We start from the raw sequence: 18,820 nt of genomic DNA on the forward strand, positions 1-18,820 counted from the left end.
CCCACGCCCTGCTCGTGATCCCGGAAGGCCGCGCGAAGCGGATGCGGGAACAGGGCCGCCGACGCGTGGCCGAGACGGGCGTGCCCGGGCCCTCCCGTCTGGCCCCGGTCCCGGAGGTCGATGAGGGCGCGGCGGTCGAGGAGACCACGGAGGTGACGGAGGTCCCGACCACCGCCGCCGCCGGCCTGATCCCCAGCACCCACCCCTCCGACGGCCTGGGCCACGCGGTGCTGTACGACATCCCCGACCTCATGCCGGTGGTCGAGGGGGCCCGGGACACGCTCTTGCGTGCGCTGGATCCCGATCACGCCGAGGAGGTGATGAGACGGCTGCGCGCCGGCCTGGGCACCCGACAGGGCACCAAGGCCGCCATCGAGCCCATGGCCTCCGGTGTCTTCCGGATCGTCGTGCCGTACCGGGGTGCCGCCTCCACGGCGCTCGCCGTGGTGACGGCCAGGATCGACCTCTCGAACGCGCGCCACACGGGCGACGCGGACACCCTCCACGTCCTCGAGGGCAAGAACGTCCGCAAGGACGACGTCTCCTTCTCGACCTCCCACTCCTGGTCCCACGGCTTCAACGCCGGCTGGAACTACGGGTACAACCCGCACGACGCGAACCCGCCCATCGTCGTGGACGGCGGCGGTGGCGGCGGCTTCTCCGGCACCTACGGGCAGGGCCGCTCCCTCAGCTCGTCCCTCGGCCAGACCCGCAGCTCCGGCATGCTGCACGTGGACAAGAACCCCGCCCTCGTGGAGTACGACATCCGGATCACCATCTCCCTAGACGCCTACTGGGGCGCCACCGCCTCGACCGGCCTGGTCGGACCGCTGCTCTCCCTCGTCGGCAGGCACACCCAGCACACACTCGTCGAGACGGACCTCCCCGGGGCGCTGACACTGGCGCATCCGCAGCAGCTGATGCAGCCCCGAACCCCCGCGGCGAGCGGCAGCCGGCCGGTGCCCCGCACCACCCCCGCCCGCGAGGTCCGGGAGCGGACCGGCCTGCGGCCCGAACCGGCGCACCTGACCGAGTCGTTCATCGGCACCATCGGCGGACTGCGCGAACTCCTGGCCCAAGCCGAGAACCTGCTGGACGAGAACGTGTCCTCGGCGCTCGGCAGCAACAGCTGGCACGGTGCCCGCGCCCACCTCGCAAGCCGCCTCGCCGTCGTGTTCAGCATGGCCTGGCTGCACCAGCGCGCCGTGCACCTGGTGAGCGGCGGCACGATCCGTGTCTCCCTCACCGACCCCGGCATGTTCGTCAACGAACAACTCACCCTCGTCCTCTCCCTCGACCACGACAACCTGGGCCGCACTTCGACGCACGGCTCGGGCGAGGGGACGATCACCGGCACCATCGTCAAGGACTTCCGGCGCTCGCACCGCTCGGTCGGCGGCGCCGTGGACGCCGCCCTCGGCCTGCGGGGATCGGCGGCGCTGCGCTCCGGCTTCGTCACGGAGGGCCCGGACGTCCTGCGGCCCGGCGTCACCGCGGACGCCGGACAGAACCGGGGGACCGGACAGCGTGGCGGTGGCCTCACCAGCATGCTGGAGAGCGGGGACAAGTCGGCGGGCACCTGGGGCGCGGACCTGTCCGACGCGGACCAGCGGAAGTACGTCCACCTCTCCGTGGGCCGTGCCCACTGGAACATCGCCCTGGAGCGGGAGAACGGAACCGCGGTCGGCATCCGGACCACGGTGGAGCAGGACGCCCTCACCTTTTTCGCACCCGAGGAACGGGCGGCCCAGCTCCTCGCGCTCGAACCGACGCCCATCACCGAGCCCCTCGTGGGCTCGGAACCGCCGACGAGCCGCCTCCGGCGGCTGATGCCGGGTGGCTGGCTGTCGGACCCGGACAGCGACACCGAGCCGGAAACGGAGCGGGAGACGAGGACGGAGAGGTCACTCGGCAAGCGCCGGGACACGGGGGACGCCGGTCCCGAGGAGGTCGGCGCTGCCGTGGACCGGGAAACGGCGGACGAGCAGGCGAAGCCCGACGAGACGGGGCCCGACGAGACGGGGCCCGACGAGACGGAGCTGAGCCCGCTGGCCGCGGGCTCCCTGGCCCGGTTGCGCCGCGAGCTCCCCGATACCTGGCAGAGGCACTTGGGCAAGGCCTCCAACCGCCTCGCGCTGCCCTGGGCGGAGACGCCGGAGGAACAGATCGCGCAGCGCGAGGCGACGGTGCTGGCCGCCGCGGCCCTGCACGACACTCCGGGTGAGACGGTGGCCCTCCTGGAGCACCACGGTTCCCAGAACCCCGACAAGGGCGAGCCGCCCGCCCGGGGAACCGCCCTCCTCACCGCCCTGCACGAGGTGCTCAGCGATCTGCCCGTCGGCGAGGCCCCCAAGAAGGGCGGCTCGCAGCCGGACGACGACCCGGCGGATTACGGCCTCGCCACCCCGGGCGCCTCGGGCTCCGGCTCCGACCCGCTTGCCGCACTCGACCCGGTTCCGGTTCCGGTTCCGGACACGTCCCCGGAGGACTGGATACGCGACCGGGACACCCGGGACGAGGAGCTTCTGTTCGCCCCGCCCGCGACCGTCACCTCCGCGAGCCTGAAGCAGTACGGCGGGGCGGGTACGTTCGATCTGCCCGACGGGCGTCTGCACGGGGCGATCCGCGACGCGATCGTTCAGGCGGCCCCCGAGGGCGTGCGTGAGGATGTGCGGCGGGCACTGGACGTCCAGTTCTCGGTGGAGAGTTTCATCAGCGAGTTGCCGCAGGCGATCGGTGACCGTCTCGTCCTGGGTCTGCATGTGGACGGCAGGCACATCGAAGCCGCTGTTCGCGTGCGGGTGGGTGACTGGCGTCAGATCACCGATCCGCACGGCCGCCGCCTGGCCGGAACCGAGGATTATTTGCCGCTGACGGCGTCCGCGAAGTGGGAGCCGCGTACCCGCCAGCTCCTGGAGTCGGGTGAGTCGGTCAGCAGCAGCCGGACCACGGCCCACGGCGTCGCCCTGCCCGCCGCGATGGCGCTCAACTTCACGCTCGACGCGATTCCGCACCTCAGCTCGGCGGCGGCGTTGTTCAGTTCGGTGCTCGCCGGGTACAGCGCGGCTTCGACGAGCACGGTCTCTTCGGGAGCGACCACCGCCCGCTACACCAAGGGCACGTACCGGGCCGTCGATTTCCTCTACGACGTGCTGTACGACGTGACCGTGCAGGGCGCCGGCGGCTCCGTGGCGCCGGGGCAGCGCCAGGCCGTTCTGGAACGGGCGCTGGTGGGCCGGCACGACCGGCGGTTGGTGCAGAGCCGGCCCAGGCCTGCGCAAGGGGTCACCCACGCGACCTCCGAGTGGTGGGACGCACCGGCTCAGGACGGCCGGGACGCCGGCACCGACCTGCTCCGGAGCACCCTGGAGACCCTGGGGCAGCACCGGGGACGCACCGCCCGGGACGCCCTCGCCCATCAGGAGTGGTGGCCGTTCGGCCGGCCGGAGGAGGAAGCCGGCGGTACGGAACCGGCCGTCACGCAGGTGGTTCCCGATCAGTTGCGTGGTCCGTTGCGTGTGCCGCGTACCTCGGTCGTCGAGTCCTTCGACCACACCGAGGCGTTGCGCCAGGCGGTGTTCTCCGTGCTGCCCGCCTCGATGTCGCGGGTCGGGACGCCGGAGAAGAGCGCTGTCGACGCTTTCACGGCCGTCCACTCGATCGCCGGCGCCCTGCACCGGGCCATGGCGGGCGGCTATCTGTCCGTCCCCTTCAACACCCGTGGCGGGGTGATCGAGTCCGTCGAGCTGAGCACCGTCTTCCATGACGTGGAGCTGGTGACCGAGGAGGACGGCACGCCCCAGGTCGACTGGATGATCCACATCGACACCGAGGACGTGAACGTCGACAACGTCGCTCACCGTCACAGCGGCAGTGATGGCCTGTCGCTCTCCGCGGCGGGGCTGTTGGGCACGGGCATCGGGCAGTTCGGCTCCACGTTGTCCGTTCCCGCGCTCGGGGGCAGCCGCTCGGTGGGGGTGTCGGACCCGGGACAGCAGGCGGGCTCGGTGACCTTGCACAAGGTCAAGCTGGAAGAGCCCAGCGTGGTGCTCGCCGGGCGCACCCTGACCACGGTCCAGGGCCGCGACCGGGCGGAGACCGTGGAGGGCACGGCCCGACTGCGGATCCTCCTGCAGGACGCCGTCCGGCTCGGGCTGATGGAAGGACTCCCTGTTCCCCGGGCCACCGTGGACGGGCCGCACGCCGGCAATGTCGAACTGCACGCCCGTACGTCTCGCGACCGGCGGCTGCGTCTCGCCCCGATGCTGGGCAGTTGGCTGCCTCAGCTCAGCCGGGTCGACTCCGTGGATCACGACGATGCCCGACGCCTGATGGAGCGGGTGGTGCGCGCGGTGCGCGCGGCGGCGCCGGACATGCTGCCGCCGGCCGACGCGGTGCAGGGGCTGAAGGCCCACGAGCACACCAACTTCATGACCATCACCAACCTGGTGCGTCCGGAACCGCTCGCCGCGCGGCTGCACGACATCCTCAACGGCGGGATCTCCGTCGTACTGAGCAGGCCCGGACCGACCGGTCCGCAGGAGGTCGTACTGACTCTCTCGGGCACGTTCGACCCGGACGGCCTGACCCACCGGGGAATGTGGGACGGCAACAGCGAGACGTACTACGGCGGTTTCTACGAGCTCCAGGGTGCCCGGTCCACCGCGTCCTCCCTGGAGGGCGGCTTCGACGTGCCGTTGAACTACAGCACGACGCCCGACCAGTTCACCTTCCGTGGTGCGGGCGGTCGTATCGCGCCCCGGGTGGGAACCGGTTGGGTCGCGACCACGGGCGGCGGTTTCTCCGTGGGGGGTGCCTCGGGCGGCGGGTCGCGGTTCATGGCCGGCTTCGAGGGCGCGGTCGGTATCGGCGTCACGGTGACCCGGTCCCGCCCGCCCGCGCCCGAGCCGGCCCAGCCGCCCGCGACGGTCACGGAGGGCGGCGACGTCGTCGAGTTGACGACCATCCGGTCCACGACCGGGGCGCCGGAACATGGCCAGGAGGTGGATCCGGGCGCCGTGGAGGAGGGCCGGGCCGGCGAGGACACCCTCGCGCCGGTCGCGCTGAACGTGCGGCTGATGGTCGCCGACGACCTGCTGGAGGAGTGGGGGCCGGACGAGGAGTGGCACGACTCGGTCGGTATGCGCTCGCAGCTGGACCCCGACACGCGGATCGCCGGCCGAGAGCTCGACCCGGACCGGCAGGAGCTCGTCCACGAGCCGGACGAGAACGAACGCCCGCCGCTGCACACCCTGTTCATGGCGGACACCAGCCTGATGCACGCCAAGGTGGAGGAACTCCTCACCGAACTGGACGTGGATCTGGAGCCCTCGGAGCGGGTCGGTCTGCACACGGCGCTGAACGCGATGGGCTCGCGCGTGGAGGACTTCATCGGCGGCAGCTACCCGTTCTGGACCCGCACGGTCGGCCAGGACGCCTTCGGCGTGCCGACCCGGCTCGAATTCCAACTCCGGGCGACCGTCAAGGACATGACGACCAGGGGAGTCAGCCAGACCTCGTACCAGTACGACCACACCCTGACGACGGCCTCGGTGAGTGACAGTGCCACCCGTGACCTGGTCAACTGGAACGTATCCGCCGGTGCGAACGCCTCCTTCACCTCCGACCCCCGCCCCGAGGGTTACGGCGGCACGGCCGAGGAGCGGAACGCGGCCACCGACCACTCGCACACTCCGGCCGTTGGTTACCGCTACGGGGAAGGAACTCCGCGCACTCTGACGGTGAGCGCCGAGGGGCAGAGCGACCGGGTCGACATCGTCCTCGGTCCTCAGGAGCACATCTACGCCCGGATGGACTACCTGCTCGTCGCCACGCTCTCCTCCCGCAGCCCGGTGCCTCTGGGCGGCGATCCGGCCACCGCGCGTACCTACGGGGAGCGCACGGCCGAGCGTCCGATCGAAAACGCCCACGCCCTGCTGGTGATGCCGGCCGGACTCGCGGAGCAGATGCGCGAGCGAGGTCGGGGGCGCACGTCGACCGGGACTGCCGAGCCGGGGCCCTCGACATCGTCCGAGGGAGTCCCGGCGCTGTCGGTCACGGGCGGCGACGGTCCGTTCCCCACCACCCACCCGGCCGATGGTCTGGGCCACGCGGTGCTGCACGACATCCCCGACCTCAGGCCGGTGGTCGAGCGGACCCGGCGCACGCTCTTCCAGCAACTGGACCCTGATCACGCCGAGCTGGTGCTGACACGTCTGCGTGCCGCTCTGGCGACCCGGCAGGGCACCAAGGCCGCCATGGAGCCGATGGCTTCGGGTGTCTTCCGGATCGTGGTGCCCCATCGGGGTGCTGTGTCCACGGCGCTGGCCGTGGTCACGGCCCGGGTCGACCTGTCCAACCCCCGCCACACGGGCGACGCGGACGCTCTCCACGTCCTCGAGGGCAAGAACGTCCGCCGGGAGGACGTGTCGTACTCGACCTCCTTCGCATGGTCGCATTCCGGCAACGCCGGCTGGAACTACGGGCACGCGCTGCACGACCCGACCCAGCCCGTGGTGGACGGCGGCGGCGGTGTCGGTTTCGGAGGCGCTTACGGGCAGGGACGCAATCTCGGTTCCTCGCTCGGTCAGACACGTAGTTCTGGTCTGCTGCACGTGGACACGCCCGCTCTGGTGGCCTACGACGTCCGGGTCACGCTCTCTCTCGACCACTACTGGGGGGCGACCGCGTCGACCGGTGTGATCGGCCCGTTGCTCTCCCTGGTCGGCAAGCACACCCGGCACCAGCTCGCCGAGTCGAACCTGCAGGGCGAGCTGACGCTGGCGCATGCGCAGCAGTTGATGCAGCCCGAACCTCCCACGGGCACCGACCGGCCGGCACCGCGGACGGTTCCCGCGCACAGGGCCGGGCCGCGCACCGGCCTGCGGCCTGCCCCCGAGAACCTGACCGAGGCGTTCATCGGCACCATCGGCGGACTGCGTGAGCTCGTGGCCCAGGCGGAGAACCTGCTGGACGAGAACGTGTCCCCGGCGCTGGGCAGCACCGGCTGGCACGGGGCCCGCGCCCACCTCGGAAGCCGCTTGGCCGCCGTGTTCAGCATGGCCTTCATGCACCAGGGGGCCGTCCACCTGCTGAGCGGCGGCGCGCTCCGCGTACCCCTCACGGTCCCGGGCATGTTCACCAACCAGGGACTCACCCTCGTCCTCTCCCTCGACCACGACGACCTGCGCGCCATCTCGACGCACGGCACGGGTGAGGGGACGATCACCGGATCCATCGTCAAGGACTTCCGGCGTTCGCACCGCTCGGTCGGCGGCGCCGTCGACGCCGCTCTGCGTCTGTCCGGTTCGGTGTCGTTGCGTTCCGGTCTGGCCTCCGAGGGCCCGGACGTCCTGCGGCCCGGTGTCGGCGCGGACGTGGGACGGAGCCGGGGGACCGGACAGAGCGGCGGGGGCCTCTCCAGCATGCTGGAGAGCGGGGACAAGTCGATGGGCACGCTGGGCGACGAGCTGACCGACCCGGACCAGCGCAGGTTCGCGCACCTCTCCGTGGGACGGGCCCGCTGGAACATCGGGCTGGAGCTGTCCGGCGGCACGGGGGCCGGTGTCCAGGTCACGGTGGAGCAGGACGCCCTCACCTTCTTCGCCCCCGTGGAACGGGCGGCCCAGCTCCTCGCGCTCGAACCGACGCCCATCACCGAGACCCTCGTGGGCGCGGAGCCCCCCGCCCGAGGCGTCGAGCGGCTGATGCCGGGCAGCTGGGGCGCCCCGCGCGGGGACAGCGACGTCGAGTCGGAGACGGGGCGGCCCGCCGCGCCTCGCTCCGAACCCGCCACCATCCCGGCCGAGTCGAACCTGACCGCGGCCGAAGCCCTGACCGACCTGCGCCCGGACGGCGACGTGCAGCCGGGAACCCAGGTGGACACGTTGCACCTGCAGCCGGCGGAGGACGGAGGGGCCGAGCCCGTTCCGGCGCCCTGGGCGGCCGACCGGGTGCGCTTCCTCCTCGTCGAGATCGACGACGACGCCGTGATGCTCAGCGACCAGGACGGGATCACGGAGCAGTACGCCCCCGACCAGGCGGCGCAGCTCATCGAGGACACCCTCCGGCACGGCCGCGAAGCCGGAGCGGTCCCCGAGGCCTACGTCCTGGTCGGAGAGGGGACCGGCGACGGCCGGCCGGACCTCGCCGACCACCTGTCCTACAGGTTCCGGACACCGGTATGGTTCTCCGCCGACCCGTCCAGCCTGGAGGCGGGCGACGACGGTATCGCCCGCGTTCGCACCGAGGCGGGCGCCGAGTGGGAACGCGTCGACCCCCCGACGTCCGAGGACCCCGGGGAGCAGGAGCAGACGGACGGACCCGGGCCCGATGACGACCTCGGAAGCGACCTCGGAAGCGACCTCGAAGCGGAGGATGAAGTCAGTGGCGCCATCGACTCCCCGACGTTCCGGCCGCCCACGAAGGACCGTGTCGTCGACTTCGCCGTGAGCGCGATCGGTGGGCATGCGCTGGATGTGCAGCCGAGGGCGTTGTGGGCGAAGGCGGAGCTGGAGCGGGCGGCGCTGGAGGGGCCGGGTGCGCTGAAGGTGTTGGCGCGGAGGCTGGCCGGGGAGACTCCGAAGCGGAGTCTCGCGGGCGAGGGTCTGACGAATCTCTACCTGACGCCCGACGGGCTCGCCGAGTTGAGGGCGAGGGTCCGTGCGGCGCTCTCCCAGGATTCGTTGTGGGAGCAGGTCGGTGCGGGGCGCCAGGACGCCGCCGTGGAGCTGGTGGCCCACGAGTACTGGTCGCATGGCGTCGGCGCGGCGGCGAAGCTGGCCGACCAGCTGCGGGACGAGGAGGTCCTGCGGACGTCCCTGTCGGATCCGGCGCTGCTCAGGATCGGGTTGGAGGCCGCGTACGAGGTCATCGAACGGCACTACGCGGGATGGTCGACGCTCAGCCTCGGCGATGCCGAGCGGCATCAGAAGCTGATGCGGATCGCCAACGATCTGCATGGGCCCGGGAACTCTCCGGAGGCCGCCGTCGAGCGCGCGACAGGCTGGGACGCGGAGCATCCCGGGTCGCTGACGGCCGAGATGTTCCAGTTGCGGGTGCTGGACACCGCTGTGCCGCACGCCAAGGTGTTCTCGTTGCTCGCGGACAGCGAGGGCGCGTACACCCCCGACCGATGGAGACTGCACAACCCCGACGGGCCGGACTCCGCGGTGTTCCATCTGGGCCCGAAGAACCCGGGCAGTCCGCGCAAGATCCTGGACACCAAGCTGCATCAGTGGAGCGGGCCCACGGCCTATCTTGACCTGCACGCGTATCCGGAGAGCTTCTTCCCTGCAACGTACGAACACGGACACGTCCGGGTGCCGCCCGAGACGATCACCGATCTGCTGCGGAGGATGCCGGCGTTCACGGAATTCGTCGACCACTGGAGGGCGCAGGACAAGGAGCCCAACATTGTCATCGTCGGGTGCCGGGCGGGCAAGCGGACTGTGTCGGCGACCCTTGCGGCGCAGGCGGTCGCCGACGCTCTGGACAGCCCGAACACCTTCGCCGCGCCGTACGAGGTCTTCCTCTTGCCGTCGGGCGAGCTCGCCATCTCCCCGGATGACCCGGCTGCCCGGGTGTCCGAGACACCCTTCGTCCGGTTCAAGGGTGCTTCGCCGGGGCGGAAGCGGGTAAGCGTGGCGTCCGCTCTGTTCTCGGGTGCGATCTCGCTGGACGGTCCGGGGAACTCCCGGATGCGTCTTCCGTTCGTTCCGGACGACAAACTCAAGGAGCTGATCGAGGACCGGACTCCGGGTGGGAGGCCGTTCGTCGTGCACGCCCAGGGTTTCGGTCCGCATGTGAAGGTCTATGACCCCGTCACGAAGAGCTTCGGCGCGGACATCGATAAGCGGGAGTTGGCGCGGTGGATCCGTGAGATCCCGGACGCCGGCGGGCAGTTGTACGTCGAGGGCCAGCCTGTTCTGTTGCTCTGGGACAACGCGGGCGTGGGCGATGTGGCCGAGGTGGCGCCGGAGGGAGCCGACGACGCGGGAGAGGTGCTCACACGGACACCGAGCATGGCGGAGCGTCTCGTCCCGGAACTGAACGCGTACGTCTACGCTCCCGCGGGCCGGGTGCACCAGGGCGACCAGAACCGCCAGTTCGAGACGGTGATCGCCGTACACCGCCCGGGCGACGAGGCCCGGACCGGCAACCAGGACTGGAAGCCCTGGAAGGTCTTCCAGCCGGCCGAGGACGGTCCACGCCCGGAAGGCCCCGGGCCGTCCACCAGCCAGTCCCAGGAATCCGCCCAGGAGTTCACCCCGCCGCAGGGACCCCCTCCGCTCGACCCCACGTCGGCCGGGTGGCTGCGGAGCCGCAACGTGCACCTCCACGAGAACGCGGCACCGCTCACGACGGGCTTCATCCCCCTGCCCGCACCTCGTTCCACACACACGCGGCACAACCCCTGGTCCCGCTACGTTCCCCTGACAGAGGTCGACTTCACGACGATCCGGGCCAACCAGGACGGCACCCCGCCCCAGTACCGCTATGACGAGAGTCTGCTCTTCCTCGACTTCGAAACCGACGACCCGAGAATCCTGGACCAGGTCTTCGCCAACGGGATCCCGCCACTGAGCGAGGGACCCCTGCCGGACCTTGTGTCGTATCTGGTCGACCCCGAAACCATGGGCTATGTCGCCACCAGCCGTTCCGACAGCACCGGCGGCGCGGAGGAGGGCGTGGGCATCCGACTGCTCATCGACGCCCCCGGCGGCTTCGACGTCCTCGCGACCTTCCCGGAGTCGGAGGGGACGGACTTCGAGGACACCGTGCTCCACCCGGACAGCATCGCGCCGCGCTTCATCGTCGGCGCGGAGATCGTGGACGGCGCGGAGCTGGACAGCGCGACGGGCCGGTACACGACGCCGGTCACGTTCGTACCCAATCCGCGGTACTCGCCCACGCACCGCCCGGCGATCAGCATCGCCGCGCTGCCCGTCGGTAGGGTGCTCGACGAACAGCGTCGGTTGCAGGAGACAGAGCCGGGCGCCTTCGCCGATACGTGGGCCGCGGCCGGGCGCATTGTCGAGCGTCACTTCCCGGACGGGCCCTCGGCGACTGCTCGGCGCGACTGGGCGCAGCCATGGGTGGCCTACGCCGTCCACACCTACCGCGCCCACGGCCCGGACATCGCCGAACAGGTGGCCGCACGGCTGAAGGACCGGCTGAGCCTCATCTCTCCCGTCACCACTGAGCAGATGCCGGTGGAGGCGCAGGAGGCGGCTCGCGGCACCGAGCCGGACCCTGCCGCTCGTCGACGAGCGGAGATCGCGGAGGAGGTGCGGCAGAAGGTCGGGCCGCGCATCCCCCGGGCGTTGGATCTGCCGGGCCTTGAGCAGGCGGTCGCGGATGTTCTGGCCGCTCACCCGGGACAGAGGGACGAGGCAGCGGGCGACAGGGACGATTCCGGGCCGGCGACGCGGCTGTCTTCGGACGGCATGACCGAGCAGGAATGCCTGATCCTGCTGCACGCGCTCCGGACCAGGCTGTTCCCGCAGGGCGTCGCCCCCGCCGGGCCGCGCGCCGTGGATGACAGCGTGCTGGACGTCCGTCCGCAGGAAGGCGGCCTGGCTCTCGGCGAGGGCTGGCAGCGCGTCGGCTCCTGGCGGTCCGTGGAGGCCGCCGTCGCGAGGACCGGCCCCGGCAGCGTCGCCTTCGTTCTCGCTCGACGCCTCAACGGCAAGGGACACGCGTTCGCCGCGTACACCCTTCCCGCCGGCGTCGGCCCCGACGGAGAGGAAGAGCCGAGGGTCGTCTGGGTCGACCTCCAGGACGAGCGCCGGCGGTACGTCAGGAGCGCCCCTCCGCTCATCGCGCCCTTCGAGGCGCGCGCGATCGTCGTCGACGCCACAGCCCGGGTCGCGGCCGACGCCCTCCCCGTCCCCGTCGAATCCAGCTCGCTGGAACGCGCACTCGTCGACCCCGCCTCCGACCACCAACTGGGGGCGATCGGCTGGGAGTCCGAGCTCGAATTCATCCTCGTGGGAACCGATCTCCCGGCCAAGAAGGCGGTGGCCAGGCACACCCGCACCGGGTTCGTGATCTTCACCGAGAAGCGGGAGTTCTTCCGCGGCCAGGACGGGAAGCTGTACCGGACGCGGGACGAGGCAGTCGAGAAGGCCGGCGGGGAGCCGACGTCGGAGCCCCAGCTGATCGCCGAGCTGGTCGCCCCGCCGATGGCCGTGCTGGAGGACGACGCCTCGTCGCTCCACCCGGACGAAGGGTTCGAGCTGCAGGCGCGCACCCGCCGGCTCCTGGAGCGGACCAACCGGGAAGGCCGCTCCATCCCGCTGGACGAACTCCTGAAGGACGAGGGCTGGGAGATGAGGCGCAACATTGGCCCCATCCAGGTCCTTCCGTCCCTCTCGGGCGAGGGCCACGCCGCCTACACCCAGTTCACCGTCGGAGTGCCCGTCGCAGGACTCACGTCCCTGCTCGACCAGGTGCGTTCCCGCCTGGAAGGCAGGTGGCTGGCCGGCCTCGTCGACGCCGGACGTGCCTTCGCGGGCCGGCTGGCCGCGGAGTACGCGCAGGAACTGTTCGGACGGCTGGCGCCGGCGCACCGGCGGTCGGCGACGCCGGACGAAGCCCTGTTCCTGACCGATCTCGTCGGCCTGGACGAACTGCACGGCTACGCGTGGCACGGCTTCGGCCACCTCGTCGCGCTGCCCGTGGTCAAGCGGGCCGGGGACCCGGTGCTCGCCAAGAACATGCTTCCTGCCGCGTCCCGGACGCCCTTCGACGTGCTGCGCGGTGCACTGGACGACGGGGTCAAGGACTTCCTCCAGCGCCACGAGGACGGCATCACGGCCTTGTTCGAGAACCATCTGCGCGCTCTCGTGGGCGACTTCGCGAGGGACTACCCCGATTTCCTGGGCGACACCGAGGACATCCTGGAGGAGACCTGGGAGAAGGGGATATCCACGAGGGACTACCTGGAGACGGTGCTGCTCGGCGCCGCCCGCTCCGGTGCCGAGGTCACACAGTACGACCTGGTCGGGATGGTGGACCACCGCGAGCTGGACACCAACGAGGGGCGCATCACCCACCCGCTGGCCCTGATCGAACTGCGCAACTACAGCGCGGATGACCCCGCCCTGCCCGGCCTCGGCCCGGACCGCCGGTATCTGACGGACGACGTGCTCCGGACGGTCTTCAACGAGCTGAGCGACTTCGCCAACGACGCCTACGCTCAGGCCGCACGCCTGCGGCTGTCCCCCGAATCGGCCGCGGACCTTCTCGACCATCCTCTCGTCGTCCAGGTCGCAGCCGTCTTCGCACGCGTGGCCGGTCTGGCGCTTCCCGACTCCGAGGGCAACAAGTATCTCGTTCTGTCCACCCTCGACAAAGCCCTGCTGGCCAAGGACGTATCCGCCCACGCCAGGAACGCCCTGCTCCAGTCGTCGGACGTCGGCCGACGGCTCAATGAGCTCCACACGAATCTCCAGGACGGGCTCGCCTCCATGCCCGGCGGCATCGCCCCCGACATCCGGACGAGTTTCGAGGAGGCCGCGGAGGCCGTGCGAGCAGCCCTCCGCACCTACGTCTCCCTCGCACAACAGCGGCGGCAACCGGCAACCGAGCAGGACTCGACCAGTTCCCACCCGCAAGAAGCCATGATGTCGAACCCGGGTGGACTCGCCGGTCCCTCGGCACTCCCCGTTCCGCCCGGTGAGGTCTCCTCCCCGTCCGACGAGTCGGCCTCAGAGGGCGAGGCCGAGGTGGTGGCCCTCCTGGAAGGCCTGTGGCGCCGGGAGTACGAAGGCGCGCTGGACCTGGACGTGGTGGCCGGAGCCGTACTGCACCTGCGGCCCGGCAGTGCGGTGGACGAATCCCACCGCATCGCCGTGCTCGACCTGGTCGAGGCGATCATCGGTGCGGGCCGGGCAGCCGAGTTGACCTCCCTGGCCGACTTGTCCCTCCACCACCTGATGCCGCTGCTCGAAGGGGGCTCCCTCTTCCGCGACGCCCACGGCCGACCCGGCCGGAACTGGGACCGCTACGACGCCGCGGCGGATCTGGGCGCGCTGGTCACCGACGAGGTCCTGGTCCCCGACCCGGCCCCCGACCAGATCACGTACGACGTGCTGACGCCCGCGCCGTGGGTCCGTGCGAAGGGCAACGCCTACCCCGTCCTGCTGCGACGGGACGAGTTCGGACTCCTGCTGCACCACGCCGGCACCGACTACCACCTGCGCGACGAGGAACTGGCGCAGCTGCTGGCCCTTGATCCACTGCTGGACGACCAGCCCGCCGGTGTGCATGTGGTGCTGGCCGGATCCGGCACGGGCAGCGGCCCGTTGACGGCCCCCCGCGCGGTCGCGAACACGGTGGGCAGGCCCACCTGGTCGTACACGAGCACGCTCTTCCCGCGTGAGGTGGTCCAGACGCCCGCAGACGGAGTGGAGGCCACTCGTCTGCTTTTCGGCGCGCACCGTGAGGACCGTCCGAACGTGCCGACCGGAGTATGGGTCAGGTCCGATGTCGGCGACAGTTACCTGTTCTCCGGCTCGACCGACCCGACCGACCCGAACGGCGCGACCGACCTCATGATCAGCGACCCCATCGTGGACCGCGACGGACACACGATCGGCCGAGCCTCGCTGCCGCCGGACCTCTGGGCCCGGAGCGAGCGCTCCTTCCAAACGCTGAACTCCTGGCGCACCCACCGCGTCGTCAATGCCGCGGCCGACGCGGTCGTACGCTCCGGCGTCCCGCTGCCCTGGGCAGAGCGTGGCGAGCAGCCGTACTACTTCAGTGCCCACGCCGGCAACCAGGCGGTGCACGTCCGGCGCAGCGACGCCGCCGAACTCCCGCTCGACCGTCGGGGCTTCGGGCAGGCGCTGCGCCGTCGGCCCAGTCTGTCCGCACGGCCGGCGGCCGACCCGGTCGTGCTTCTCGCATGCAACGCCGAGCTCCTGCTCCCTGATGAGGATCCGCTCACCCACCTCACCGTCGGCGGGCAGCTCGCCAACGACGTCGGTCGCCGGGTCTATGCCTCGAACGCCACGGTGAGAGTCATCCACCGGTGGCGAGCGCCTGACGGAGGCCTCCGCGACGCGTCCCTGAACCTTCGCAGCGATGTCCCCGCCCCGCGGTGGATCGAACGGCGACCGGAACCCGACCAGGCGCAGCTGCAGCAGCTGGTCGGCAGGAATGGGATCCCCGACGTCGAGACCGCGCTCCGCCTGGTCCGTCTGGTGCGGCACGTCCACGGGGCCGACATCGAGGACCAAGTGGACGTCCACTTGAGGGCGATGACCCAGTACGCGACCTTGGAGACCCAGCGTAGGGCGCACCCACAGTTCGCCGACCGGCCGCTCACCGCCGCGTCCATGTACGAGTACGCGGACTTCCTGCTGTCGCAGGACACCTCCGAGGCCGGGCGCGACAACCCGATGAGGCCGGTGCTGCAGCGGCTCGTGGAAGTCACCCAGCCGGCGCCCGTCCTGCCGCAGGCGGACGCCGGAACCGCCCCTGCCCACGGCGAGCTCCTGCCACCGGGAGACAGTCTGTCCGCGCCCGGGGCGTCCGTGCGGAGCCAGGCCATGGCCCTCGGCGCGGCCGGCATGGTCAACAGCGCGACCTCCCCCATGCTGTGGCCGGACGAACTGACCGTCGCAAGCTACAAGGGGACGACCGTACTGGCGGTATCGGATGGCTCAGAAAACACTGCCGTCATCAAGATCGACGTCGAAGCAGACAGTCCGCACACATTCACCTTCTTCTATGCAAACACCTTTGTGCGGAGAGTCCTGGGGGTACCGACGCCGCACGGCCGCCTGTATTCCGCGAAGTCCCCGAGCGGTCAGAAATTGAATCAAATCCTGCGTCCGATCACCGCCGAAATGTCCGAAGAGTATTGGGGAGAGGATGCCGATCCGGACTCATTCGAAGATGAAATCCGAGACGACATGAACGCCCGGAAAGACCTGATCGTATCCGCCGAGGAAGAAGAGCGGGATACCTTCTTCGTCATGGACCGGGCCCCTGGAGTCGAGATCGAACGCATCGAGGAGGAGGGGCGTCTGGCTCTCCTTGATGATGAAATCTCTCTCAACCAGTACGGTGCGATGCTCGTCGAGGATGCTCTCATGGGTGAGGAAAAACGCTTCGATGCGCTGCGCACGGACAACGTCTTCTACGACCCTGCCGGTTCGCCAGGGAATCGCTTGACGGCGATCGACAGTATGTTCAACCCGCGGGCACAGGGTGAGGATCCCCTGACGTCCAGGCGGCTGCGACTCCTGTTGGGTGTGGTTGACGACCGACAGCTCGCAAGCAACGTCGACGATCTGCTGGATGCGATTCTGGTCAACAGCTTCGGGCGCAGCGTGCGCGAGGAATACCCGGACAGCCTCGTGAGCACGGCAGCGCGGTACATCGCCGAAGGTGCCAGGCGGGCCCTCGCCTCTGTTTATCCCAATTTCATGAGGGTGCGGGATTCGATGAGGGAGGAGGTCCGCAATGTGGGCATAGAGGGTGGGATAGGAGATCCTTCAGGAGGTGACGCGGTAGACGACTCGTTCATTGAGAAACTCACCGAATATGCACACATCGTTTACCACCTCCATGACCGAGGGGTGGCGCAGGAAGTGCTGCACGTATATGAGGACGTCAACGCATCCCTGGGTGCGCCTGTCACTGTCTGGGACTTCGTTCGGGCCATGCGGGACATCCCTCTCGGCGAGGGGGGCGACCCTGCCGCTCGCAGGCTGGCCGTGGAACGTGCCGCCGCAATAATCAGGGGATTCCGTAATTCCAGTATCGATGGTCTTGGCGAGCCGGTGACTGCAATGAGCCTCTTCGATTCAGTGAATTTGACCCTGACCAGGGGCGGAGAAAGCCAAGCCACCGCCGCTGAGTACAATCGCGCCATGGCCGACGTTCTTCCTTTCGGCCTCGGCGACGAGATGGATCTTGATGCTCAATGGCAGGCTGCGGTACGTGCCGCAGCAATGATCCGAGGCTTCCGCGGCGATGCGGCGGCGACGTAGACCGTGAAATTCGCGGCATGATGCCGACACCCGGGACCGCGGTGTCGCGCCCGGCCTCCAGCGGTTCCAGGCGCTCCGCGCGCAAGCGCCCGTGCCCCTTCGGGCGGTGCCGGTACCTGTTGGTGCGGGGTTCTGGCCGAGCCCGCGTCCGGCCCCGGCCCGCCGTGCTTCCCTCCTCCTCGAACCGACGAGTTCTGGAGGACCACATGGGGTACGAGTCTGCGAGTTCGCCCGGCGCCAGATCGGTTTTGCTCGCCGCCCCCAGCGGGTTCTGCGCGGGGGTCTCCCGGGCCGTCGAGACCGTCGAACTCGCCCTCGCCCGCTACGGGGCACCCGTCTACGTCCGCCGCCAGGTCGTGCACAACCGGCAGGTCGTGGAGCGGCTGCAGCGCGCGGGTGCCGTGTTCGTCGCCGAGGTCGACGAGGTGCCGGCGGGGGCGGTCCTCGTCCTCTCCGCCCACGGAGTGGCGCCGGGCGTACGGGAGGCGGCGGGGGAGCGGGGGCTGCGGGCCATCGACGCCACGTGCCCGCTGGTGACCAAGGTGCACCGTGAGGCCAGGCGGTTCGCCGAGCTCGGCTACGACATCCTGCTGATCGGGGCCCCCGGCCACGACGAGGTCGTCGGGACCGCCGGCGTGGCCCCCGGGCGTACGCACGTCGTGGACGGCCTCGACGGCGCACGCGCCGTCGAAGTGGCGGACCCGGAGCGGCTGGTGTGGCTCGCGCAGACCACGCTCACCGTGGAGGAGACCGAGCGGGTCGTGGTGGAGCTGCGGAAGCGGTTCCCGGGGATCCAGGACCCGCCGAGCGACGACATCTGTTACGCCGCCCAGAACCGGCAGGCGGGCGCGAGGCACCTGGCCGGGGCGAGCGACCTCGTCCTGGTCGTGGGCTCCGCGAACTCCCACAACTCCTGCCGCCTGGTGGAGGTGGCGCGGGCCTGCGGCACCCCGGCCCACCTCGTCGAGGACCCGGCCGCGATCGAGGGCGGGTGGCTGGAGGGCGTCGATGTCGTCGGGGTCACGGCGGGGGCCTCGGCGCCCGCGGAGTCGATCGGGGCGCTGCTCGCGGAGCTCGCCTCTCGTGGCTATCAGGACGTGCGGACGGTGGAGGTGGCGCGGGAGGGCCAGCACTTCTCCCTCCCGCGCGAACTGACCGAGTTCAGCGCCTGAGAAGCGTCCCCAGGCCGAACTCGAAGCGGTCGTCGAAGGAGTCGCCGGCCAGGTGGTCGAGGGTGCGGTGGAGGGCGGGGTGGCTCGCCTCGGAGACCGCCTCGGCCAGCCGGTCGCCCAACTGCTGCCGCTCGGCCGCCTGTTCCTCCTGGGTGAGGCCCAGGGTGAAGTAGATCGCCGCCCACGTGGTCCAGGCGGCCTCCCGCTCGCCCCGGCCGCCGTCCAGGAGCGCGCCGACGATCGCCTCGGCCAGGCCCAGAGTGTGCGGCTCGGCGGCGTACGTGCCGACGACCAGGGCCGCCCCGTCGCGGTGGGCGAGCAGGGCGCGGCGGTAGCGCCGGACCAACTCCTCGGCGCGCAGGTCCGGTTCCTCGGGCAGGCCGTCCAGCGAGACCTCGCCGACCACCGCGTCCGCCATCAGCTCCAGCATCCGGGCCTTGGTCTTCACGTGCCACAGCACGGTGTTCATCCGTACGCCGAGCCGCTCGGCCACCGCGCGGGTGGAGAGCGCATCGAGGCCCTTCTCGTCGAGGAGTTCCAGCGCGGCCCGGATCACGGTGCCGGGTGCGAGTCTGCCGCCCGCCGCTTGCCCATTGGTCATTGACCTAGTTTACTGCGAGGAGAAGTTATTGGTCACTGACC

General features: G+C 70.6%; 3 protein-coding genes (1 of these 3 only partly in view). 2 read left to right on the forward strand and 1 reads right to left on the reverse strand.

The window, feature by feature from the left end:
- A protein-coding gene (locus ACFWRO_RS03370; protein ID WP_384503848.1) for a hypothetical protein crosses the window boundary here: on the forward strand, nucleotides 1-17,006 show its end. 26,161 nt of this gene lie to the left of the window's left edge; only the last 17,006 of its 43,167 coding nucleotides appear in the window; its start codon lies beyond the left edge, outside the window; its stop codon occupies nucleotides 17,004-17,006.
- A 206-nt stretch (nucleotides 17,007-17,212) separates the two neighbouring features.
- Nucleotides 17,213-18,178, forward strand: coding sequence for a 4-hydroxy-3-methylbut-2-enyl diphosphate reductase (gene ispH / locus ACFWRO_RS03375; RefSeq protein WP_384503849.1), 966 nt, complete (start codon nucleotides 17,213-17,215; stop codon nucleotides 18,176-18,178).
- Here ispH and ACFWRO_RS03380 read toward each other — a convergent pair.
- On the reverse strand, nucleotides 18,168-18,779 hold the full coding sequence (locus ACFWRO_RS03380; protein ID WP_384503850.1) for a TetR/AcrR family transcriptional regulator C-terminal domain-containing protein: 612 nt from the start codon (nucleotides 18,777-18,779) through the stop codon (nucleotides 18,168-18,170). The genes ispH and ACFWRO_RS03380 overlap by 11 nt on opposite strands.
- Nucleotides 18,780-18,820: the final 41 nt, after the last annotated feature.

Origin of the sequence: Streptomyces sp. NPDC058579 (assembly GCF_042718575.1) — a bacterium.
GTDB lineage: Bacteria > Actinomycetota > Actinomycetes > Streptomycetales > Streptomycetaceae > Streptomyces.